The 21,777-nt window shown below is 41.0% G+C and carries 24 protein-coding genes; 15 read left to right on the forward strand and 9 right to left on the reverse strand.

From position 1 onward, the window contains the following. The first annotated feature begins 296 nt into the window (after positions 1-296). Positions 297-680, forward strand: coding sequence for a fluoride efflux transporter CrcB (gene crcB, locus BSG1_RS00900; protein ID WP_006834885.1), 384 nt, complete (start codon positions 297-299; stop codon positions 678-680). Next, entirely contained in the window at positions 677-1,030 is a 354-nt protein-coding gene (locus BSG1_RS00905; RefSeq protein ID WP_006834886.1) for a fluoride efflux transporter FluC, read from the forward strand. The genes crcB and BSG1_RS00905 overlap by 4 nt, the downstream gene beginning before the upstream one ends. A gap of 41 nt (positions 1,031-1,071) precedes the next feature. Here BSG1_RS00905 and BSG1_RS00910 read toward each other — a convergent pair whose 3' ends face one another. Continuing rightward, the gene (locus BSG1_RS00910; protein ID WP_006834887.1) at positions 1,072-1,527 is read right to left on the reverse strand and encodes a cupredoxin domain-containing protein; all 456 of its coding nucleotides are present in this window, start codon (positions 1,525-1,527) and stop codon (positions 1,072-1,074) included. 161 nt (positions 1,528-1,688) lie between these two features. Between BSG1_RS00910 and BSG1_RS00915 the strand changes: the two genes are divergently transcribed. Beyond that, positions 1,689-2,039, forward strand: a complete 351-nt coding sequence (locus tag BSG1_RS00915; RefSeq protein WP_044022301.1) for a DUF1033 family protein — start codon at positions 1,689-1,691, stop codon at positions 2,037-2,039. Between the two features lie 269 nt (positions 2,040-2,308). Here BSG1_RS00915 and BSG1_RS00920 read toward each other — a convergent pair whose 3' ends face one another. From BSG1_RS00920 to BSG1_RS00950, 7 genes are all read right to left on the reverse strand, one after another. Continuing rightward, positions 2,309-3,388: an AI-2E family transporter gene (locus tag BSG1_RS00920; protein WP_006834889.1), complete on the reverse strand. Its 1,080-nt coding sequence runs from the start codon at positions 3,386-3,388 to the stop codon at positions 2,309-2,311. Between the two features lie 113 nt (positions 3,389-3,501). Continuing rightward, positions 3,502-3,924 carry an HD-GYP domain-containing protein gene (locus BSG1_RS21240; RefSeq protein ID WP_006834890.1) on the reverse strand — a complete coding sequence of 141 codons (423 nt, stop codon included), beginning with the start codon at positions 3,922-3,924 and terminating at the stop codon, positions 3,502-3,504. Then, on the reverse strand, positions 3,897-4,436 hold the full coding sequence (locus tag BSG1_RS21485; RefSeq protein ID WP_269479304.1) for an HD domain-containing protein: 540 nt from the start codon (positions 4,434-4,436) through the stop codon (positions 3,897-3,899). Before BSG1_RS21485 ends, BSG1_RS21240 begins: the two co-directional genes overlap by 28 nt. Positions 4,437-4,801: 365 nt before the next feature. Further along, positions 4,802-5,014: a hypothetical protein gene (locus BSG1_RS21245; RefSeq protein ID WP_044022154.1), complete on the reverse strand. Its 213-nt coding sequence runs from the start codon at positions 5,012-5,014 to the stop codon at positions 4,802-4,804. An 86-nt stretch (positions 5,015-5,100) separates the two neighbouring features. Next, positions 5,101-6,258, reverse strand: a complete 1,158-nt coding sequence (locus BSG1_RS00940; protein WP_006834893.1) for a Ger(x)C family spore germination protein — start codon at positions 6,256-6,258, stop codon at positions 5,101-5,103. Further along, entirely contained in the window at positions 6,255-7,367 is a 1,113-nt protein-coding gene (locus BSG1_RS00945; protein ID WP_006834894.1) for a GerAB/ArcD/ProY family transporter, read from the reverse strand. The genes BSG1_RS00940 and BSG1_RS00945 overlap by 4 nt, the downstream gene beginning before the upstream one ends. 15 nt (positions 7,368-7,382) lie before the next feature. Then, the gene (locus BSG1_RS00950) at positions 7,383-8,903 is read right to left on the reverse strand and encodes a spore germination protein (protein ID WP_006834895.1); all 1,521 of its coding nucleotides are present in this window, start codon (positions 8,901-8,903) and stop codon (positions 7,383-7,385) included. Positions 8,904-9,003: 100 nt separating this feature from the next. Between BSG1_RS00950 and BSG1_RS00955 the strand changes: the two genes are divergently transcribed. The 8 genes from BSG1_RS00955 (at position 9,004) to BSG1_RS00980 (ending at position 15,008) form a co-directional block, all read left to right on the forward strand. Then, positions 9,004-9,771, forward strand: coding sequence for a nucleotidyltransferase domain-containing protein (locus BSG1_RS00955; RefSeq protein WP_006834896.1), 768 nt, complete (start codon positions 9,004-9,006; stop codon positions 9,769-9,771). 50 nt (positions 9,772-9,821) lie between these two features. Next, a complete protein-coding gene (locus BSG1_RS19980; protein ID WP_006834897.1) occupies positions 9,822-9,953 on the forward strand; it encodes a YuzL family protein in 132 nt (43 codons plus the stop codon). A 256-nt stretch (positions 9,954-10,209) separates the two neighbouring features. Further along, positions 10,210-10,410, forward strand: a complete 201-nt coding sequence (locus BSG1_RS00960; RefSeq protein WP_006834898.1) for a cold-shock protein — start codon at positions 10,210-10,212, stop codon at positions 10,408-10,410. A gap of 130 nt (positions 10,411-10,540) precedes the next feature. Further along, entirely contained in the window at positions 10,541-10,744 is a 204-nt protein-coding gene (locus BSG1_RS00965) for a cold-inducible protein YdjO-related protein (RefSeq protein ID WP_044022155.1), read from the forward strand. Positions 10,745-10,949: 205 nt separating this feature from the next. Further along, on the forward strand, positions 10,950-11,891 hold the full coding sequence (locus BSG1_RS00970) for a nucleoside hydrolase (RefSeq protein WP_006834900.1): 942 nt from the start codon (positions 10,950-10,952) through the stop codon (positions 11,889-11,891). Between the two features lie 96 nt (positions 11,892-11,987). Then, a complete protein-coding gene (locus BSG1_RS20680) occupies positions 11,988-12,155 on the forward strand; it encodes a hypothetical protein (protein ID WP_006834901.1) in 168 nt (55 codons plus the stop codon). A gap of 212 nt (positions 12,156-12,367) precedes the next feature. Next, positions 12,368-14,491, forward strand: a complete 2,124-nt coding sequence (gene recQ, locus BSG1_RS00975; protein ID WP_006834902.1) for a DNA helicase RecQ — start codon at positions 12,368-12,370, stop codon at positions 14,489-14,491. 226 nt (positions 14,492-14,717) lie between these two features. Next, positions 14,718-15,008 (forward strand): hypothetical protein, encoded by a 291-nt coding sequence (locus BSG1_RS00980; RefSeq protein ID WP_006834903.1) that lies wholly within the window; start codon positions 14,718-14,720, stop codon positions 15,006-15,008. A gap of 49 nt (positions 15,009-15,057) precedes the next feature. Here the strand turns inward: BSG1_RS00980 and BSG1_RS00985 are convergent, their stop codons facing one another. Continuing rightward, positions 15,058-16,656, reverse strand: coding sequence for an ABC-F family ATP-binding cassette domain-containing protein (locus BSG1_RS00985; RefSeq protein ID WP_006834904.1), 1,599 nt, complete (start codon positions 16,654-16,656; stop codon positions 15,058-15,060). 247 nt (positions 16,657-16,903) lie between these two features. Here BSG1_RS00985 and BSG1_RS00990 point away from each other — a divergent pair, with 247 nt between their 5' ends. The 4 genes from BSG1_RS00990 (at position 16,904) to BSG1_RS01010 (ending at position 21,549) form a co-directional block, all read left to right on the forward strand. Next, positions 16,904-17,182, forward strand: coding sequence for a YkvA family protein (locus tag BSG1_RS00990; protein WP_006834905.1), 279 nt, complete (start codon positions 16,904-16,906; stop codon positions 17,180-17,182). 462 nt (positions 17,183-17,644) lie between these two features. Then, positions 17,645-19,894 carry a poly(ethylene terephthalate) hydrolase family protein gene (locus BSG1_RS01000; protein ID WP_006834907.1) on the forward strand — a complete coding sequence of 750 codons (2,250 nt, stop codon included), beginning with the start codon at positions 17,645-17,647 and terminating at the stop codon, positions 19,892-19,894. A gap of 124 nt (positions 19,895-20,018) precedes the next feature. Next, positions 20,019-20,531 carry a YhcN/YlaJ family sporulation lipoprotein gene (locus BSG1_RS01005; protein ID WP_044022156.1) on the forward strand — a complete coding sequence of 171 codons (513 nt, stop codon included), beginning with the start codon at positions 20,019-20,021 and terminating at the stop codon, positions 20,529-20,531. Positions 20,532-20,715: 184 nt separating this feature from the next. Beyond that, entirely contained in the window at positions 20,716-21,549 is an 834-nt protein-coding gene (locus tag BSG1_RS01010) for an STAS domain-containing protein (RefSeq protein ID WP_006834909.1), read from the forward strand. The last annotated feature ends 228 nt before the right edge of the window (positions 21,550-21,777 follow it).

The following is a 21,777-nucleotide window of genomic DNA, read 5'->3' on the forward strand; positions in this document are numbered from 1 at the left end:
TTTCCCCCTAATTCTCACTGGCATGGCCAAGGAGCCATAAGGATGATCGAGAGGAAGGGCTTTCATTGTGTTAGGGCAATTTATCGATGATTGAACCCGGTGTGTAAATCATACAATGATCAACCAGAAAACAAGTAAGACTTGAATAGATGCACACTCTTTTTATTTTAATCCTGCAGGGTTAGAATAGGGGAGTGTGCTTTTCATTTATAAATTATTTTCTTGCTGTATTTCATATTTAAATGAGAATTCATTTGCAATTATAGCTACATTTTACATAGTGAAAGGATAAAGATATGATTTATTTATTTGTAGGGTTAGGCGGCGCAGCAGGCAGTATTCTGAGATACCTCACAGGCAACTTGCTTTTGGGACTCAATCCGGCTGCATTTCCATACGGGACTCTTGCGGCCAATTTGGCTGGTTCTTTTCTTTTGGGACTTCTTACAGATACATGGTGGAAGAACAAAAAGATCCCTTCTGAGATTTCTGCTGCTGTAGGTACAGGTATGATTGGATCCTTCACGACCTTTTCGGCATTCAGTGTAGAAACGCTGGGATTATTGAAGGAAGACCACTATTACCTGGCTTTTCTATATTTCTTTCTCAGTACTGCCGGAGGCTTGTTTTTAGCCTGGACCGGGCTTCATGTATTAAAGGGGAAAGGAGTGAAGGAATGACTATTTTAGCGATAGCCTTCGGGGGATTTATAGGGGCAGTAATGCGTTTTGCTATTGGCAGTTTTATTAAGAGCAGGCTTCAATCCCGTTTTCCTTGGGCGACTTTAATGGTAAACCTCTTAGGTGCGTTCCTTCTTGGTATCCTGTTAGGAGCAGGAGTGGAAGGCACAAGCTATGCCTTTTTCGGTATTGGATTTCTAGGTGCTTTCACCACGTATTCCACTTTTATGGTGGAAGCCTTGTCTCTAAGGAAGGCAGGATATAAAAGGGAATCCCTTCTCTATTTGGCGATCAGTTACTCAGCCGGGTTAGTAGCTGCCTTTCTGGGCTTGGTATTGGGAATACTGTAACAATAGTAAAAGGCTGTCTCGTTGTTGAGACAGCCTTTTGATTATTTAACAACAATGTAACCAATCATAGGTCCGTTCTTTTCAATGGTTTCATGAGCTTGACAGACGAGCCTGTAGGTCCCTTTTTCATCAAAAGTAACATTAAAAATAGATTCTTCGCCTTTTTTTACAGTTCCCTTTATATCTGTTCCTTCAATATAAAATGGATGAGCTTTTCCGTTCACCCCGTAGATGCGGAATTGAATTTCTTTTCCTTTATCGACAACAATTGTCCCTGGATCCCACCTGTATGCCTCGATTTCTTTTCCGTCCTCGGTTTCAGAAGAAAATTCCCCTGTCACGAGCTGAATCACTTGGACATTAGGATTTTCACCATTCATGGTCACGGTCGGATATGCCTCTTTCGGCAGAAGCATCCATACGAGACCAAGTGATAATGCCAGAAATCCAATAATAAATAATAATAGAGACCCCTTTTTCAACACGACAAATTTCATTATTCAACCTCCTTTTACTAGTACAAATATATGCCTTGTCCATCAATAACTTGTCTAAAATGTGAATAAATCATATTAGCAGGGTGAAAATGAAGCAGATGATTTTCTATCCTGCTCATAATTTTGTACAATTTACCCGTAGGATTGCGGAGGTGTTAATAGTGACATCGTGGAAGGTAGTCAGAACGTCGGGAGAGACAGAACCCTGGTGGTTTTTTTCTGACTGGGAAAAAGATATTTCAGAGGTAAAGGAATATACAAATGAGAACGAAGCTTTTGATCAATTTCTCTCTCTGATTCAGGAACTTCGTGAAGAATATCAGCATTCAAAACAAAAAAAGAACACTGTAGCTTTTTGGAATGAGGATGAAAAGGTATTCTGCGAGGATTGTGATGACGATTTACAGTTATATCATGGACTTCTCCTTATGGAGGGAGAGACTCCTAAGAAATTAAGTGACGAAGAAAAAGAAAAGATGAAGGCTGCCCTTGAAATGCCCTCTTCAGTATGAACCGGCCTCCGTTGAGTCCGGTTTTTCATTCTGCAGAAGGTTGGTTGTGGGGGTTATGAAAAGTTGTTGTATGAGTAGGTTGAAGTTGAAGAAGTGTGACTTTTATTAGCGAGACGAAGAGTTATAACATCAAGCACTGCGGAGTCACACCTGCAGTGAGAATCAGCAAACTGCCTATCAAAGCAGCCATGATTACAAAAAGCCTTGTAAAAAGACCATAAAAAATGACAGGAACAACAAGCAGTTGAGGTTATTCCTGTCAAAATGAATTATAAATCTGTACGAAGCTTAATGAAACGATAGACGTGTATAAAGATGACTTTCAAGACAGCGTAAGCAGGTACAGCCAGAAGCAAGCCGAGGAACCCTGCGAATTTTCCTGCAGCCACCAATAGCAGGATGATCGTCAGGGGATGGATATCCAGCTTCCTTCCCATGACCTGTGGAGAGATCAGATTCCCTTCGATTTGCTGTACGATGAGGATGACGACAATCACCCATAAAGCCATGATCGGTTCCTGTAAGAATGCAACAATGATAGCTGGTATGGAACTGATGAGGGGGCCTATGAATGGGATGACATTTGTCAGCATTGTCAGGATTGAGATTACCAGGGAGTAATCGAGCCCTATGATCAAGTAGCCGATATAGACGAGTACGCCCACGCAAAAGCTTACGATTACCTGCCCTTGGATATATGAGCTTAAGGCATCATCCATGTCACTTAATACTTTTTTCCCTTCCTCTTCATGTTTTTTAGGCACCAGCTTTAAAATTTTTCCCGACAATTTATTCCCGTCCTTTAGCATGTAGTAAAGGACGAATGGGATTAAGATAATCAATACGATAATGTTTGTAATCGTACTGAGAATGTTCATCAGGTTTGAACCAAGCGTGGAAGCTGCTTCATTCAGGTAGTCTGTCAGTCTGTTGGTGATATCCTCCAAAGAAAATCTGTCCCCGTTCTGAAAGCGGGAAACCCACTCACTTTGCTGTAGATTCAGCAATGTCTGGCGGAATTTTTCAATAAGTTGCGGCGTGTTTTCTATCAAGCTGCTGATTTGTCTTTGCAGGATGGGACCTGCATAAAAGACCACTCCGGTAATCAATCCGATGACAGCTAAATAGAGAAGCAGTATGGCGACAGCTCTAGGCATTTTTTTTGCCAATAAGTTGACGAGCGGTCTAAAAAGGTAATACAGTATACCGCCAAGCACAATCGGTCCAAACAGAGCAGTCACAAGGACCGTAAGCGGCTTGAATATGAAATCAACTAGTGTTCCTAAATAAATAATCAATAGCAGCAGTACAACGGCATAGCCTCTGCGAAACCATTTTCCTTCAGGCATAACTTCACTCCTATGTAAATATTGCAGTGACTTCAAAAAGTCCCTTTCATATATATTCTCTATTTTCTTTTCATTAAAACTTGTATTAAATAAGCAATCAAAAAAATACGCTTCTACCGTGGGGCAGAAGCGTGTTCCATATGCCTATTCATTTCTTTTTGCTGTAAAGCTATAAAGTGGTCGACATACACAGGATCCCATTGAGTACCTCTTCCTTCTTCCAAAATGGAGAGGGCTTTAAGGACACTCATGCCTCTCCGATAAGGCCTGTCGGATGTCATGGCATCGTAGGCGTCCGCTACGGCAATGACTCTTCCAGAATCAGGGATGTCCCTGCCTGAGAGTCCTTCTGGATATCCTTTTCCATCCAGCCTTTCATGATGATATTTGATGCCAGGCAGTATCGGCAGAAGTTCCTCTGTCAAATCAATTCCTTCAAGAATATTCGCTCCGATTACAGGGTGAAGCTTTATCTGGGCATATTCTTCCTCTGAAAGTCTTCCATCCTTTAACAACACTTCATCTCGTATTCCCATTTACCTATGTCATGAAGGAGGGCTGACTTTCTTAGCAGCTCAATCTTTGAACGCGGCCAGCCTGCACTCTCTGCAATCCATACCGAATAGTCAGCAACCCGTTGTGAGTGTCCGGCAGTGTATGGATCCCGGGCATCCAATGTGCCTGCAATGACATCGAAAAAGCTAGCCAATAATTGTTCGTTTTTCTTATCTTTCACCTGGATGGCGCTCACCATGTTGTTAAAACCATTTATCAAGTCGGAAAATTCGTCTGAATAAGGGTTATTCAAAGGAGCTAAATGACCTTGTTCAACGTTTTGAAAGCCGTGCTGCAAGTCTTTTACAGGCTTCTCTATGTTCCTGAATAAAAGGATGGTTCCAAGGAATGCCAGAGTCAGGATGATAAGGACCAGGAATCCTGCCCAGCTCCAATAGCCGGACTGCGGTTCAGAAGTCAGGGAAAGGCGTACTTGTGACGCGAGACTAAACAACAGTACTGGAAAGAGCGCAAGGAAGAGTGATCCTGCCAACAGTTTCCTTTTTAAACTAAGATAAAAATTCTTATCCCTATAAAGGTCTGTCTTATAAAGCTTTTGTGCTTTATGGGCTAAATCTGTTATGAGAGGTGCAGAGGTTTGAAAGGTTAAATAAAATTCTATGAGCGCATGCATAGTTGCTAACAGAAATGCACCGGCCCAAGCATAACCTATGTAACTATAAGGGATGCTGAGCAGATCCTTCATAATGAAGAAATGCAAGTACGGTTGCCGGGACAGCCAGTCCTAAAAAATGCGGAATCATGATTATTTTAACCGTCAACAAGGGGAAAAGTAAGCTGTGCTGGTAGGCTCTTTCAAGTGATTCGAAAGAGTATTGCTGGTCTTGATAGACGGCTTTAATCGGCTGAACGTGCCTCCTGTAAACGAAATACTCCATAGTGAACATGGTGAGGAGGGAGAAGAAAATATGAAAACCATATAGTGAAATTCTGCACGGGGAAGGCCAGCGGTTGAAAGATGAATACTGAACCGACACCAAGAACAGCTATAAGCGATCCGCCTATGTAATTGTAGAACATTTTTTTCTGGAAAGTATTGAATACGGTCATGTAAACCTCCATCATTCTGCTATGTTGTCATTATAATAGAAATCAGGGAGGTTTTGAATAAACTAAATATTAAAAAAGAAAACCGGTTAGTCGATGATGCCGGTTCGTATAATTGTTACATCAACATTTAAGTTGAATTCGGCGTTAGGATAAATTTCGCTCCACATCTCTTTAGTAAGTTCCTTTTCTCTGCTTACCGCCCGGTAGTGGGCACCGAAGCCAATGGGATCTGTGCCTTTTTCTTGTAGTTCTTTAATAACGGAGAGTCCTTCCTCTTTTATGGATTTTTCCATCTCTTTCTCAATCTTGTTTAAGACTGCTGGTTCAGACAAGTTAAAAGGAACTGTCATTTCCAGAATTCTTGATTCAAGTGTAAGTTTAATATCAAACGATGGTTTACTTTTGTCAATAACATCAATTTTGTGCTTACTCTTTATGTTGTCCATGGTAATATGCAATTTTTCCTTTATTTCTTTTTCTTCTTCACTAAATGAGTCAGCTTCTTTAATTTCTTTCTCGAATGGTTTTGTTGACAATTCGACCTCGGTGTTGCCTGCCTTTAGTTCATTAACTAGAGAACGGACATAGAATATCTTCTCTCTATCCAGCACCCCGACTTTGCGATCATCTGAAAACAGGGCGAAGCCGTCAATTCCGACCTTATCTTCAATGATTGACAGCTGAGGGAGGATAGCGTCTTTCCCTACTGACCCGTAACTAGTTGTAAATGACTGAAGGGTAGGATTAGGAATTGTTTCGTTTTTGATGCTTATTTGAATTAAGTTATAAAGATAAGTTCCCATGTTGACCGGCTGGCTCTTTGGTTGAAAGGATAAGATTTTTTCTGCAGAGGGGGAAGCCACCGCCAAATAAATCATGTTTCCAATAGAGGCATCCCTTGATAATGTATCGACTAAGGGGCTGATGCCCTTTTTCGCTAATTCTTCCCCATATAGAGCGACGCGAAGCTGGCCGGAAACTAAATTATGGTCTGATTCCAAGTTCGCCTGCAGCCTGATTCCTTTACTTGTATTCGCATTACCGGTAATGACAGTTGATAAGTTTTTCATTGCTGGGTTGAATTGATAAAAGACAATTGTTCCAGCAATATTGTCTTTTTCTTGGGCTTGATCATATCCTACACCTGTAATCAGTCCTTGCTTCTCAAGATAATTAGTTTCTACACAGCTGCTGAGCAGGAGAAACGTTGAAATGACTGCTATACAAAGAATTGTCCTTCTCACGCTGAAGCCCCCTTATATTTCTTAAAAATTTTTTTCGTCAGCACTATTGCGAGGAGGAGGAAAGGGTACACAAACGTTAGATAGAAGCTTGCAGTCCCCACTTTATCCGTAAATGTGTTCATCTCAATTCTTTGATCGATGAAGAAGGTACTAATCCATAGCAGAGCGGCAAACAGGTAGATGGACTTTTTTTGTTTCAATCCAAACACCCTCTTCATCCCGCGGGTGGCTGCCCAGAAATATAAACATACGTTCGGAAGAATGACGAACATCCAATAAGAAACAGCGATGAATTCAAAACGCTCCAAGTTCGGGATTCGGACAATTTTAAACATCGAGAGGACAGGCCAAATGGTTTTTTCCAATGTCATTTCTGAAAAAAATCCGATTGATACGAACGTCACCACAAAATATAGGAAAATTGTATAGGCAGTTCCAAACAAAGTATACTTAAAAACTTTATTCTTATCTTTTACAAAAGGATAGACGAACAAGAGCAATTCAAACCCTATAACAGAGAAAGAAGTTTTATATACCCCCATCCACAATTCCTTGATACTATGATTCCACACCGGGAAAAAATGATTGAAATCCATATATTTAATCGGAGCATACATAACAAAAAGCAGCCAAAATGCCAGGACAAATGTCATGAAGCTGACCCCGACAAGTACCCGTATTCCGCCCAAGACGGCGTACACTGTAAGGAAAATAAGCAGTCCGGACAGGACCCATGTTGGCATCTGAGGAAAAACCCATGCCTGTACCATTTCGGTATAGTGCATAATGATCAGGTAGGCTATGGTCAACATATAACTGATATAGACGAAGCTAAATAAGCCGCCAATCCATTTTCCGAACAAATCCTTATGTATCCCGAACAGATCGGCACTGTCATAATTTTTTAAAAGTAGCACCATGACAGTAATTGCTGCCGCTAACAGAAGGCCGGAAAATAAGACGGATATCCAAGCGTCATGGCCTGCTTCAAGGAATAGGACCCGGGGTAAACCGGCGACCCCCACCCCTGTTTGAGCGACATGGATAACAAACATAACAAAAAAAGAATTGAACATTAAGTTTTTTGGCGGATCAACATTGATTTTCATAAGCACAATCCTTTATCATTCGTCGACATCTTTTGTTTCTGTTTTCTTTCTTTTTTTCATTCTCTGATTATCGATAGGTGAATTGGAATTTGGTCTCCTGCCCATGAATTGATATGGAAGCCTGAACAAGCTGTACCTCAAATCAGAAATCGACAGCGGGTAGATTGGTGATAGATATGGTCTTCCAAGGGTTGTGAGCTTCAGCAGATGAATCAGTAGAAATGAAAAGGCAAATACAATACCGACCCCGCCATAAAATCCTGCACATATGATGATTGGGAACCGGATGATCCTGACAGCTGTCCCGATGGCATAACTGGGTGCTGTAAAAGAACCCAATGCACTGATGGCGATGATAATGATCAATATATTACTGGTGAATCCCGCTTCCACTGCAGCCTGACCGATTACGATACCTCCAACGATACCCATCGTTTGACCGACTTTTGTCGGAAGACGGGCTCCGGCTTCCCTGAGAAGTTCAATAATGAACTCCAGGAGCAGGGCTTCAAAAACAGGAGGGAATGGTACTTTTGACCGTGATTCCCCAAGTGAAACCAAAAGGGAAGAAGGGATGACTTCATAATGATAGGTAAGGACAGCTACATATGCCGGTGTTAACAGAACAGAAAGCATGATAGCGGTGAACCTTAGCATTCTCAGAAAAGTTCCCATATTCCATCTCATATAGATGTCTTCGGTAGACTCAAAGAAATTAAGGAATGTCGTTGGCCCGATGATAGCTTGAGGGCTTCTGTCTACAAGTACCCCAATTTTTCCGTGCAGAAGGGAAATACTTAAGCGGTCGGGCAATTCGGTTGTGATCAGCTGCGGAAAGACCGTGTAAGAATTGTCTTCAATCATCTGCGCTAATACTGAACTGTCTATAATACTGTCTATTTCGAGTTCTTTCATTCTTTGGCGGAAAGTATTGACATTTTCTTCGTCTGCAATATCTTTAATGTAGATGAGATAAGTCTTCGTCTTAACTCTTGAACCAAGTATGAATTCTTCCACACAAAGGTTTGGATCACTTACATTCGTTCGAATGACATTCATATTCGTGGACAAATCTTCCGTGAAGGCAACCTTTGGCCCGAAGACCAAAGATTCGGTTTCTGCTTTCTCGAGAGAACGGCTGGCCTTGTCAGCGATATCTGCAAGCACACCACAGTTTTGCCCCTCGGCGAAAATATAGGCATTTCCGTTCAATATAGCTTCTGTTACATCAATCAGATGGTTTGTAAAAGAAATTTTACCGATATTGATGGTATTCGCAATGGCTTTTGGATTCAGCTCATCTGTTGTACGCTCCAACGGTTTAATAATATGTTGATGAAGTTGATCTGTATTTATGATATTTTCTAGATAGATAATCAAAATTTGATGTCCATCTGTATTAATTTCATGAAAAGCCAGGTCGGCACTTTGTTTCAAGGAATCTTTTATTTCTTCTTTCAAGCCTTCGAAGTTGAGGCTGTGGGCTATTGATTTTTCTTCCTCTCTTCGTTTCTTGTCACGCCATTTAAATACCATGCCCAAACACCCTTAACCTGGATTTTTTAGTATTTTGTCCTCAGCCACCTGAAATTATTACCGTTTCTTTAGCGGAAATTCCACAGAAAGAAGGAGAATCATGGAGAACTGGAGAAAAGCACTGGAAGCTTTCTTGGAAGAGTGGCCGTATGCTTCTGAGTTGGCTGGAGTATTGGTTTGCGGGAGCTACATTACAGGGAACCCGTCAAACCGGTCAGATATTGATGTACATATGGTTTTAAAGGAAGGCGAACAATGGAGGGAGCGGGGAAACAGAATCATAGACGGTTATTTGGTTGAATACTTCTGCAACCCACCCGCCCAAATCCGAAACTATTTTAAAGAGGATTATGGAGAGAGAAGCACCCATGCGGCCGTCCAATTTGCAACCGGTGAAATTATTTTTGATGACGAAGGGACCATCTCTATATTGAAAGAAGAGGCTCGAGATTGGCTGGAGAAACCATTTGAAAAACTTGGGGAAACAGGACTGGAATTTATTAAATATGCAATATGGGATTCTCTTGATAACCTTCAGGACCTTTACGAAAATGGTGGTAAGGAATTTAAATTTGTCTATTATAACTCTTTAAAGGTCCTGTTCGATCAATATTGTCAATTTCTTTCCTTGGAACAGATTCCCTATTACCAAATCGCGTCTTACTTAAGTGAGGAGAGTTACCTGGGAAAATATTTAAAGGACCCGTTTCCCGATGAAGAATTTTCACGGATCTTCCTGGAATCATTGAAAGTTTCTGCTGAAGAAGAGATGGTCTCGCTGTATAAAAGGCTAAGCGATCATGTGCTTGTTAAGATGGGCGGCTTCTCAATCGGCGGATGGAAGATGAAAAGCCCGATTGAAAAATAGCTGACATAGGTTCTTGGGGATTTTGTCATACTAAATTCCGAGGTGATATTATGGCTAAGAAGAAACAAGATCCATCAAAAGCAGGGTTGGGATCTGCCCAGGTTGAAGGGCAGGGAACAACTGCAAGCGAACTGCCGGGCGGGGTTCGGGCTGAGTCTTCAAGGAAGAAAGGCAAGAAGTAGCCATGGGCGGGTCCGTAAATGGCCCGCCTTTCCATAAAAATTCGGAAACCATTACCATTTACTTATTTGACAAAATCAATTAATGTACTATAATAGGAGTATCAGAATTAATATTTTGAACACCGCAAAACCGAAAGCTATTCACATATTATAAAAAGTGATCGCCTTTCTCAGCCGGTACTTTTCATAATATGTGAATTTTTATTTTTAAAAAAGTAACATATTAAATTTTTTTTATTCTTTGGAGGTTCCTAATATGAAACAAGGTACAGTAAAATGGTTTAACGCAGAAAAAGGCTTCGGATTCATCGAAGTTGAAGGCGAAAATGATGTATTCGTTCACTTCAGTGCTATCACTGGCGAAGGATTCAAATCTCTTGACGAAGGTCAGCGTGTGGAATTCGAAGTTGTTGAAGGCAACCGCGGACCACAAGCAGCTAACGTTGTAAAATTATAATTTTAGTGCGCTGATGCTAAAAAATAGCTACCCATCAGAAACAGGGTAGCTATTTTTGTAAGACCGGTTTGTAAGAACTTCACAGTCATCTGCAAATCGGCCTTTGAATGAAAAAGGAGGTAATGACACGATGGCATTTGGAAGAAGAAATGAAGAAGAAATCAAAACAGAAGAAACAAAGATATGGAAATGTTCATCTGAAGGCTGCAAAGGCTGGATGAGGGATAACTTCAAAAGTGAAGAGACACCTCATTGCCCGCTTTGCAAAAGCGAAATGGCTCCTTCATCAGAAGTTCTTCAAGTTGTGGATAATCCTCATCCAACAACAAAATAGTACCGTGATCATTCAACTTCCTATTCATTAGGAAGTTTTTTATTTTGTATGTGGACTTTACCGCTTTAAAGTACGAAGAGGGACAGTCCCTCTTCGTGCTTTAAAGCGATAAAGTGACCGGTGTGTTTTTCAATTTCACAACTAAAATCGGATTCTCTTGAATATCCTGTGTTGTTAGGATTTTTCTGAAAGGTGGGAGCTTGCAATGAAAAAAGTAGTGTTATTTGCAGACCCTGGTATAGATGATACGTTTGCGATTATCTACGCCTTAACCAACCCGGAGATTCAGTTGGTGGCAATTGTGACGGGGTTCGGTAATGTCAGCCAGGGGGACGCAACCAAAAATGCTGCTTACATTCTCTCTTTGGCAGGGCGGGAAGATATCCCTGTCATAAACGGAGCCTCCAAACCTCTTACTGGAGAATATGAGCCATTCTATCCCGAAATTCATGGTGAAGATGGGATAGGACCAATCAAAATCCCTGATGAATATAAGTACGAAGCACAACCATTCAGTTCAATCCTCGATATCATTTACAAACATGAAGATCTACACTTTGTTGATATCGGCAGGAATACCTCAATGGCCTTAACATTCAATTTGAATCCATTTGTTAAAGACAGGATTAAAGAAGTATTCCTCATGGGAGGCGCGTTCCTGGTTCCCGGCAACGTGACAGAAATAGCTGAAGCTAACTTTCACGGTGATCCTACCGCCACAAATTTTGTGCTGAATGCAGGACCGCCTGTGTATGTGGCCCCCTTAAATGTGACACTATATGCCCAATTAAAGGAAGAGCATATAAGGCTATTGGCTGAAAAAAGCCGGAACCAATTTAAAGAAATCTTTCTTCCAATTTTTATGTTCTATCAAAAAGCGTATGAAGAGTTGCAGCCAGGCTTGGAAGGGGTGCCGCTGCATGACTTATATACGATGTATCTGTTATCGAATTTGGAAAATACAACGATTGTGCAAAAAAAGGTTTTGATTTCCACGGAAGAGAAAACCCAGGGCTTTACTTATGCTGATTTCAGAAATATGGAAAACGACCCCCAACCAAACCATTTCATAAACATTGACTTCAAATATGAAGACTTTCTGAAAAATGTCTTGAACACACTAATGGGAGAAATTAAACAAAACTGAGTCATACGCCTAAACGATATGCCTCACTTTGAATAGTATGTAATGTCGATTTCCTTACCGGCCTAAACCGGAAGCAAATTCAAAGGAGGTACATCCATGTCAAAGAAAAATGTTGATATAGAAGAAGAGGTTAAAGCTGCCGAAGAAAAACCGAACCATAGTGTCTGGGATGCTTTTTGGAGAGGGGCTCAAAAAGCAGAAGAGGAAGCAGTTGAAACGGAAGAAAAAGAAGAAGATGAAAAACCCGGCTTCCGTTGGTTCTAATAAGTGTAGTAGTAAGACCTGTTGATTTCTTCAATGGGTCTTTTTTTAGCTCACAAGGAAATGTATGAGTAAAGTGCTGAAGTAGTCATAATCCGGGCGAAAATCTTGTTAAATCATGAGCTTCCATCGACCTCAACGCTTATGGGGTTTATAATGGTACTATAGAGAATTCGAACAAGCTAACAGTTTGTAAATAAGGAGTTTTAAACGCAATGAATATTTTTCATGCAAGAAATTACTTGAAGGAATATTTCGGATATGAAAACTTCAGGCCCGGCCAGGATGAAATAATCCAAAGTGTGCTGTTTGGACATAATACAGCCGGCATCATGCCAACAGGTGGCGGGAAATCCATCTGTTACCAAATACCAGCACTTTTATTGGAAGGGATCACTCTTGTGGTTTCGCCATTGATTTCCTTGATGAAAGATCAAGTGGATGCATTGAACCAGACAGGGATTTCCGCGACTTTTATAAACAGTTCGCTGACCCAGGCTGAAATAGAAAGACGTTTGAGTGAAGCTGAACTAGGGGTGTACAAGCTGATTTATATTGCACCCGAGCGGTTGGAGTCACCATATTTTGTTCAATACTTGCGGAACTTGCCCATCCCGCTGGTTGCAGTCGATGAAGCTCACTGTATTTCTCAATGGGGACATGACTTCCGACCGAGTTATTTGAAAATCAAAGACTTGTTGAAGGGACTGCCAAGCAATCCCGTGGTACTTGCCCTTACAGCAACAGCCACTCCTCAAGTCCAGAACGATATTTGTGCTTCCCTTGAAATAGAAGAAGAGAATACCTTTATCACCGGTTTTTCACGAGAGAATTTATCTTTCAAAGTGATTAAGGGACAGGACAGAAGTCAATTTGCGCTCCAGTATGTGAAGGCGAATCAGGATGAATCAGGAATTATCTATGCGGCAACCCGAAAAGAAGTCGATTCTTTATACAATAAATTAAAAAAACAGGGAGTATCGGTTGGGAAATATCATGGCGGCATGGGTGATGTGCAGCGTAATGAGATGCAAGAAGAGTTCCTCAAAGATAACTTGCAGGTCATTGTCGCAACCAATGCGTTTGGAATGGGAATCAATAAATCCAATGTCAGGTATGTCCTTCATTATCAACTTCCAAAAAATATGGAAAGCTACTACCAGGAAGCAGGAAGAGCCGGACGGGACGGCGGGGAAAGCGAATGTCTCGTCCTTTATTCACCGCAGGACGTTCAAATACAACGTTTCCTTATTTCGCAAAACACACTTGATCCCGAGCGTCATACCCAGGAACTCCTTAAACTCAGACAAATGGTGGACTATTGCCATACGGAGGGGTGCCTTCAGGAATTCATCCTGCATTACTTTGGAGAAGAAGATGCTGCTCCATGCGGGAAGTGCAGTAATTGCACAGATGACCGGCAGGCGGTGGAAGTAACAAGAGAGACACAAATGGTTCTCTCGTGCATGATCAGGATGGGAGAAAGATTCGGAAACTCATTGGTCAGTCAGGTTCTTGCCGGTTCCAACAATAAAAAAATTAGAGAATTCGGCTTTGAAAAGCTGTCTACTTATGGGTTGATGAAAGCTCAGAAACAAAAGGATATCAGCCTGTTCATTGACTTCTTAATTTCAGAAGAATATATCAATGTCGTCAGCGGGACGTTCCCTATACTGAAAGTCAGCGAAAGAGGAAAGAATGTCCTTCAAGGAAAAGAAAAAGTTACACGAAAAGAAACAATGAAAGCAGGGAAAGTAACACATCAGGAAGACGATGAGTTATTCCAAGTTCTGAGGGCGATAAGAAAAGACTTGGCAGATTCAGAGGGGGTTCCTCCATTTGTCATTTTCTCAGATGAAACCCTGCGCGATATGTGCAGAAGACTCCCAACAGACAGTGCTTCATTCCTTGAAGTAAAGGGTGTCGGATCCCATAAAAATGACAAATATGGTTCACGCTTTAATGAGGCAATAGCAGAATATAAAGCAGACGACATGAAGGATGAGGATCCATCCCCGACAAAAGGTAAAAATGGAGAAGAGCCTTCGTTCATAACAACGTACAACATGTTTAAGGAAGGAATGGATCTTGTAAAAATCACAGAAGAAAGAAACCTTTCCTTGACCACTGTCCAGAATCATATTCTTCAGAGCATCGAAGAGGAAATGGAAGTGAACACCGACAATTTCCTAACGGAAGAAGAACGAAAAATGATACAACAAGCGATTGAAAAGGCCGGCCCCGATAAGCTTAAACCCATCAAGGAGGAACTTCCTGATGAAATAAGCTACTTTCAAATTAAAATATTCATGCACGAACGGGTTATGGCTATTAAATAAAGGATGCAACACACGCTCAGGTTTCTGGGCGTGTATTTTTGTTAATTTAAGAGCAGTAGAAAGTGTTGTGGAGGTGAGCAAGATGAAAAATAAAAGTCCTTAGAAAAGCTGTAAAGGACGATAAGGTGGCAAAAGGAAAAATAAAGTCCTATAAAAGGTCTAAAAGGACGATAGGAAGACAAAAGAGAAAATAAAGTCCTATAGAAAGGCTGTAAAGGACGATAAGATGGCAAAAGAAAAATTAAAGTCCTATAGAAAGGCTGTAAAGGACGATAAGGGTGCAAAAGAGAAATTAAAGTCTTATAAAAGGTATGTAGAGTACGATAAGGTGGCAAAAGGAAAAATAAAGTCTTATAGAAAGGCTGTAAAGGACGATAAGGGTGCAATAGAGAAATTAAAGTCCTATAGAAAGGCTGTAAAGTACGATAAGAAGGCAGAAGAAAAAATAAAGTCCTATAAAAGGTTTGTAAAGGATGAAAAGGAGGCAAAAGAAGAAATGAAGTCCATTAAAATTTAAAGGGACCAAAAAAGCGGCCTCCCAAGGGAAAGGCCGCTTCACAAAAATATTAACTTTTCACCGCTGTAGTTTCAAGGAACTCATCATAAGTCATCTGTTTGTCAATCATGCCTTCAGAGTCGAGTTTGATAATGCGGTTTGCAATTGTTTGAATGAACTGGTGGTCATGAGAAGCAAAGATCATGGAACCTTTGAAATTTACAAGACCATTGTTCAGCGCTGTAATGGATTCCAAATCCAAGTGGTTCGTCGGTTCGTCGAGAAGAAGAACGTTCGCTTCACTTAGCATCATTTTGGAAAGCATGCAGCGGACTTTTTCTCCACCGGAAAGTACGCTTGGTTTTTTCATGACTTCTTCTCCAGAGAATAACATTCTGCCAAGGAATCCACGCAAGAAAGATTCACTTTGATCATTAGGAGAATATTGTCTCAACCAATCAACCAAGTTAGGCTCATTGCCTTGGAAGTACTCGGAGTTGTCCTTCGGGAAGTAGGCTTGTGAAGTCGTCACGCCCCACTTGTAAGAACCGCTGTCCGGCTCCATTTCCCCGGCAAGGATCTTGAACAGGGTTGTTTTCGCGATTTCATCGCTGCCGACCAATGCGATTTTATCATCCTTGTTCATGATAAAGCTTACATTATCCAGAACTTTAACACCGTCAATTGTTTTTGAGATGCCTTCTACTCTTAACAAATCGTTTCCGATTTCGCGTTCAGGTTTGAAGTGAACATACGGATACTTGCGGGAAGAAGGTCTGATATCATCAAGCGTGATTTTATCCAAAAGCTTCTTACGGGAAGTTGCCTGCTTGGATTTCGAAGCATTCGCACTGAAACGGGCGATAAATGCTTGAAGCTCTTTGATTTTCTCTTCTTTCTTTTTGTTCTGATCCTGAGCCATTCTGGTAGCCAGCTGGCTGGATTCATACCAGAAATCATAGTTTCCGACATAGACTTGGATTTTTCCAAAGTCAAGGTCAGCGATATGTGTACATACTTTGTTCAAGAAGTGACGGTCATGGGATACCACGATAACCGTGTTCTCGAAGTTAATCAGGAATTCCTCAAGCCATTGGATTGCAGCGATATCCAAGTGGTTGGTAGGCTCATCCAATAGAAGGACGTCAGGTTTGCCAAATAACGCTTGAGCAAGCAAGACCTTCACTTTGTCTCCACCCGTTAGGTCTTCCATCTTCTTCGTGTGAAGTTCTTCGCCGATGCCAAGGCCTTTAAGTAGAATGGCAGCTTCTGATTCTGCTTCCCAACCGTTCAATTCAGCGAACTCGCCTTCAAGCTCGGCAGCACGCATGCCGTCTTCATCAGAAAAATCAGCTTTCATATAGATTGCATCTTTTTCTTGCATGACTTCGAATAAACGGGCGTGACCCATGATGACCACTTTCAATACTTCATGCTCTTCGAATTCGAAATGGTTCTGTTTCAACACGGCCATACGCTCACCCGGTGTCATGGATACATTACCCGTCTGAGACTCGATTTCACCAGAAAGGATTTTCAGGAATGTAGATTTACCTGCACCGTTCGCCCCGATCAATCCGTAACAGTTACCTGCCGTGAATTTTATATTTACATCTTCAAATAATTTACGATCACCAAAACGCAGACTTACATCTGATACTTGAATCATTTAGTTATTACCTCCATCAATCTTATCTAAAAGATTATAACATGTTCCTGCGATAAATTCACATTATATAGATGGAAGAAAAGATGCTGCCTAAAAGGCGGGCTTTCTGGTAAAGTATTCTAAAGGGCTGAAGGAAAGAGTATCAAGCTTCTTCATTCCCCAAAAATAAAAAGATCTCCATAAACGTAAAATAATATTTTTGCATTGTGGTATATAAAAGATAAGTGTTGTAGAAGGAGGGAAAGTCATGGCTAGATTTTTAAGCAGATTGAAATTTTTATTTAATGTCAGGAGATCAGTCCCATTTCTGGTCGCGTTTTTTAAATCCCCGGCTGTAAAGGGGTGGAAGAAGCTGCTTTCCGTAGGCTTGCTTCTTATTTATATCCTGCTGCCGTTCGATGTGATTCCCGACTGGCTGGTCATCTTTGGCATAATCGATGATATTGCTGTTTTCACCTTGATACTGCAGCAAATCGTTAAGATGGCGCCGGATGAGTTGAAGGATAAATATGATGTTACCCTTTAAAACGTGGGAATCGTGAATCTCACAATCCTGTAAGAGACAAGGTTGCTCAGTTTACAATGGCCGACAATGTTAAGGTGAGGTCGAAAGGGAGAGTTTGGCATTATCGAAAAAGGTCGGACAAGATGGGGAACTACTCTGTTTTAGGTCCGAAATCAACCACAAACGGTTGGACCTTTATATTTCAGCACAGGAAATGTATCCCGAGGATAATGCTTTAGATATCATTTTCAAATCCAAAGAGTACAGGAAGAAGAGTCATCAAATGAATCGCCGCCATAAAGAAGAGAACGTAAAGGTTTTTGAAGAACCTGAATGAGGCAAGCTTGCTGTTCCCGGAAATGGGAGCAGCTTTTTTGGCAGTAAGTTCTTGCTAAGGACTGCTAAGTTTACAAAATTTTTAACGAAATAGGAACTTTATGTTTGTTATAATGGCTTTGGAGATTAAAAAAGGTGGATTCATTTATGGAACCGAATAAGGAATTAGAACAAATAGTTGAAATAAAGAAAAAGAAAACCATCTTTCAACGTGCAAAACAATGTGCATCGGGAGCCTGGTTGAGTGTTGAATCGGCTTCCCGGAAGGCTTGGAAGGGAGCGGCTGCAGGAGCCTTTATCATTATCGGCCTGTTTGCTGCTCTTTTTGGAATTGGGCTTGAAACAGGGCTCGGTTCTACAGTTGATTTTGTGATTGTCTTCATACCAGTTGTACTGGCAGCAAGCATCAGTCCCTTTTTGATCTACCCTGTTATTTTACTTTTTAAAAGAATCAATAACCGTTTTCTGGCAGTTATACTATCTTCAGCAATTTTAATGATTATTCTATTATCACAAGTAAGAAGCACGCATCAAATTCTGCCGTTAAGTTTTGTTCTGGTTGGATACGGTGTTGTTGCAGGAGGGGCTGTTGGATTTTGGCTGAATTCAAAAAGAAGAAAATTTTCTTCTTTGCTGGTACTGACACTCGGCATGCTCACTATAGCCGGATTCGCCTTTTGGTTGATTGCGCCTGGTTTTAATAGATTTCCTACTGCTGAAAATCCAGTCGTTCCCAAACCACTACAGGTCGGAAATCCCTCTCAAAAGGGAGTCTATGAGGTTCGAACTTTTACTTATGGAAGTGGTACGGACAAGAGAAGACCTCAGTTTGCTGAAGGTGTTGAATATAGAACGGATACGGTGAATGCATCCTTCGTCACTGGAGGGTGGGATAAGTACAGGACATGGTTTTGGGGGTTTGACCGTGCGGAAATTCCGTTAAATGGAACCGTTTGGATGCCTGAAGGAAACGGTGAATTTCCGCTCGTCTTAATGGTGCACGGCAATCATATTATGGAAGAATTCTCTGACGAGGGGTACGCCTATCTGGGCGAACTCTTGGCGAGCAGGGGGTATATTGCCGTTTCAGTAGATGAAAACTTTCTGAATACCTCTTCCTGGTCCGGCAGCCTGAATAATGAAATAAGCACAAGAGCATGGCTGATGCTGAAACATTTAAATCAGTTTGAAGAATTTAATGAGATAAAAAATATGCCGTTGCATAATAAAGTCGATTTTGACAATATTGCTTTGCTGGGGCACTCAAGGGGTGGGCAAGCCGTTGCTGTGGCGACAGAATTCAACAAGCTTGACCGTTACCCTAATAACGGGATCGTCACCTTTAACTTTGATTATAAGATAAAATCCATAATAGCGATTGCGCCAACGGATTATTTTACATTGAGTGATAAGCCTGTCGAGATGGAAAACGTAAATTATCTTCTACTGCATGGGTCCTATGACAGTGATGTTTCAGAGTTCAGCGGCGACCGCCAGTACAATGATCTAACTTTCACTGATGAAAATGATTGGATGAAAACCTCCCTCTATATTCATGGAGCCAATCACGGCCAGTTCAATACAGTCTGGGGTGATAATGATACAACGCTGCCGATGAATCTTTTCATCAACAAAAAGCCTCTTCTGGAAGGGGAAGAGCAGAGACAAATTGCCAAAACCTATATATCTGCTTTTCTGGATGCGACTTTGAAAGAGAAGACAGAATATAAACCGCTGTTTCAAGATTACAGCTATGCACTGCAGTGGCTGCCTGACACCATATATGTCAATCGATACAGCGACAATGACTTTCGTGTCATCAATGATTATGAAAATGATTATGACCTGACAACAGGAAATGATTCCGACATCACTTTTAAAGCATCAAGGCTGAAATACTGGAGCGAAGGCGAACTGGAATCCAGGGAAGGCAATGAAAGAAAAAATCATGGAGTTTACTTGAAATGGGATGAGAGTTATTCCAATTCCGGCTTATACCAATTGACACTCCCTGATGGCTACTTCCAGAAGGCAGGAATCAATGAAGCTGACTCCCTGACCTTTTCAGCTGCAAGTATAGAAGAAGTGGAAGAAGCAGCTGACTTCACAGTAAGACTGAAAATGAATAATGGGCAAAGTGCAGAAGTGTCGCTGAGTGAAACGCTTCCTTTGGCACCCGCCCTTCATATTCAGCATACAAAGACATGGTTCTATCAAAAATCGAGATATGGAAATACCCATGAACCGGTACTTCAGACCTTTCATATACCCATTGCAAAATTCACCGCACAAGGATTAGATATTAATCGGGTAAATAAAATAGAGTTCGTCTTTGATAAGACGGATCAAGGTAAAATCTTTCTTGATGAAATCGGTGTATTAAAAGCTATTCATTAGAGGACAGAGGCTTCGCGGCCCCTGTCTTTCTTTAGTGGGATCAATACTGACCTTCAATTAAAAACAAGTATGAATTTCTTTCGATTTGGGAACTCTAGGTGGTGAGAACAAAGGAGGTCACGTTATGAAAAAGTTACTAATCGTCCTATTTGCGTCATCGATAATGTTGGCTGGCTGTAATTTCAACGATGATAGTCTCGGCCAGGATGGAGAAGAAGGCGGAATGGGTGTGCAGCAGGTACGCTACAATACAACCAATACAGGTGAAAATAATATATACGGTGAAGCAAATCCAGCGGATCCTACATATGGCATGATGGATAGAATGGCCAATAAAGTGATGAAATTGTATGAGATTGAGCGGGCTTATGTTTATACCAAAGGTGATGAAGCCTACGCAGCTGTCGTTCTTGAAAACCGGCTTGAAACTCATATTGGTGATGATGTACATAAGAAAGTTGAAGAAGCAGTGAAAAGTGTCAACGGTAATATTAAAAATGTATACGTGACCAATGACCGTGAATTGGTCAGAAACATGAAAACATACCGTGACCAGGTGCATAGAGGCGGCCCGGTAGAAGACCTTGGTGATCGTATTGGTGAAAGAGTTTCAAAGCTTTTTCCTAATGTTGATTAAGAAAGTTCCAAACCCTTCCTGACAAAGCTCGGGAAGGGTTTTCTTTGTTTTTTTTGCAATAATCCGAGATAGAAGATAGGAATAGTGAACACTATCATTTGAAACTACCTGTAATCTTCATATACACTTTAATAGTGAAACTAAGTATATAAATTGTAGAGAATAGTACAAAGAGGGTGTTTTAATGTCTGAAAAGAAAGTATACGAAGAATTCAGCCGCTTGATCCATGGTAAGAGCAGTGAACTTGCCCAAGAAGTTACGGAAAAACAAAATAACAAGTATCCTGAAATGCAATCCATTTCAAATGATTTACTGACGATGAGAGAGGAATTGGTCCATTTATTTGCGGAGTCTTTTGTATTGGAGGAAGATGAACGCAAGCAGAATTTCAAAGCATGGGGAAAAAAAGCTGGCACTGAATGCGCCACATTAAACACAAGTCTGGAAGAAATGCTGAATGAATTTCCGGAATACAGAAATATCATAGGAGAATTACTTAAGGCCCATGCGAAAAAGCATGAGCTATCCATCGATGGCTTTTATGATATATTGAACATTCTGGAAACAGATATCGGTGATGTTACATGTTATTTCAGTCTTCCATTTGTAGATTACCAGGCCGATCAATTAAAAAATTCGAAGGAAGCTCTATTTGAATTATCTGTGCCTGTCATTCCGATATCCGATAAGATAGCTGTTCTGCCGCTGGTTGGAGATATAGATACAAACAGAGCGAAACTGATGCTGGAAAAAGCCCTCGAAAAAAGTGCGAAGTTGAAAGTGAATTATTTCATTCTTGATTTATCAGGTGTACCGATCATTGACACATATGTCGCCCAAATCATTTTCCAGCTGATCGATTCATTGGAATTAATCGGTGTGGAAGCAAAAGTGACCGGTATGACACCGGACATCGTTCAAACTGTGGTAAATCTGGGAATCGATTTTCAAAAAATCCACACATACTCCAGTTTGAAACAGGCAATCAATACAATTAATGGAACGATTAATACGTGAGGCTGCGTGACAGGGTATCCTGTCACCGGTCTTTTTTTGATGCTCTTTTCATAAACATTGCTGCTATTTAATAGGAATTTCAAAATTACAGCAATAACACCTAGGAAATATCCCGTATACAACAAAAGAAAAGAGCTGCTCTCCCTTTTCAGTGAGAATTCTTTGTACTCAGGGGAAAAATCCGGTGGGATTTTTCCGAATACGAAACAGCCATTTTTTAATTGATTA

The organism is Bacillus sp. SG-1, assembly GCF_000181495.1.
Lineage (GTDB): Bacteria > Bacillota > Bacilli > Bacillales > Bacillaceae_B > Rossellomorea.

What these genes read in the sequence shown, in the direction of transcription:
- crcB (WP_006834885.1), top strand. Translation starts at nt 297, where the DNA reads ATGATTTATTTATTTGTAGGGTTAGGCGGCGCAGCAGGCAGTATTCTG.
- BSG1_RS00905 (WP_006834886.1), top strand. Translation starts at nt 677, where the DNA reads ATGACTATTTTAGCGATAGCCTTCGGGGGATTTATAGGGGCAGTAATG.
- BSG1_RS00910 (WP_006834887.1), bottom strand. Translation starts at nt 1,527, where the DNA reads ATGAAATTTGTCGTGTTGAAAAAGGGGTCTCTATTATTATTTATTATT.
- BSG1_RS00920 (WP_006834889.1), bottom strand. Translation starts at nt 3,388, where the DNA reads ATGCCTGAAGGAAAATGGTTTCGCAGAGGCTATGCCGTTGTACTGCTG.
- BSG1_RS21240 (WP_006834890.1), bottom strand. Translation starts at nt 3,924, where the DNA reads ATGGGAATACGAGATGAAGTGTTGTTAAAGGATGGAAGACTTTCAGAG.
- BSG1_RS21245 (WP_044022154.1), bottom strand. Translation starts at nt 5,014, where the DNA reads ATGACCGTATTCAATACTTTCCAGAAAAAAATGTTCTACAATTACATA.
- BSG1_RS00945 (WP_006834894.1), bottom strand. Translation starts at nt 7,367, where the DNA reads ATGAAAATCAATGTTGATCCGCCAAAAAACTTAATGTTCAATTCTTTT.
- BSG1_RS00950 (WP_006834895.1), bottom strand. Translation starts at nt 8,903, where the DNA reads ATGGTATTTAAATGGCGTGACAAGAAACGAAGAGAGGAAGAAAAATCA.
- BSG1_RS00955 (WP_006834896.1), top strand. Translation starts at nt 9,004, where the DNA reads ATGGAGAACTGGAGAAAAGCACTGGAAGCTTTCTTGGAAGAGTGGCCG.
- BSG1_RS19980 (WP_006834897.1), top strand. Translation starts at nt 9,822, where the DNA reads ATGGCTAAGAAGAAACAAGATCCATCAAAAGCAGGGTTGGGATCTGCC.
- BSG1_RS00960 (WP_006834898.1), top strand. Translation starts at nt 10,210, where the DNA reads ATGAAACAAGGTACAGTAAAATGGTTTAACGCAGAAAAAGGCTTCGGA.
- BSG1_RS00965 (WP_044022155.1), top strand. Translation starts at nt 10,541, where the DNA reads ATGGCATTTGGAAGAAGAAATGAAGAAGAAATCAAAACAGAAGAAACA.
- BSG1_RS00970 (WP_006834900.1), top strand. Translation starts at nt 10,950, where the DNA reads ATGAAAAAAGTAGTGTTATTTGCAGACCCTGGTATAGATGATACGTTT.
- BSG1_RS20680 (WP_006834901.1), top strand. Translation starts at nt 11,988, where the DNA reads ATGTCAAAGAAAAATGTTGATATAGAAGAAGAGGTTAAAGCTGCCGAA.
- recQ (WP_006834902.1), top strand. Translation starts at nt 12,368, where the DNA reads ATGAATATTTTTCATGCAAGAAATTACTTGAAGGAATATTTCGGATAT.
- BSG1_RS00980 (WP_006834903.1), top strand. Translation starts at nt 14,718, where the DNA reads ATGGCAAAAGAAAAATTAAAGTCCTATAGAAAGGCTGTAAAGGACGAT.
- BSG1_RS00985 (WP_006834904.1), bottom strand. Translation starts at nt 16,656, where the DNA reads ATGATTCAAGTATCAGATGTAAGTCTGCGTTTTGGTGATCGTAAATTA.
- BSG1_RS00990 (WP_006834905.1), top strand. Translation starts at nt 16,904, where the DNA reads ATGGCTAGATTTTTAAGCAGATTGAAATTTTTATTTAATGTCAGGAGA.
- BSG1_RS01000 (WP_006834907.1), top strand. Translation starts at nt 17,645, where the DNA reads ATGGAACCGAATAAGGAATTAGAACAAATAGTTGAAATAAAGAAAAAG.
- BSG1_RS01005 (WP_044022156.1), top strand. Translation starts at nt 20,019, where the DNA reads ATGAAAAAGTTACTAATCGTCCTATTTGCGTCATCGATAATGTTGGCT.
- BSG1_RS01010 (WP_006834909.1), top strand. Translation starts at nt 20,716, where the DNA reads ATGTCTGAAAAGAAAGTATACGAAGAATTCAGCCGCTTGATCCATGGT.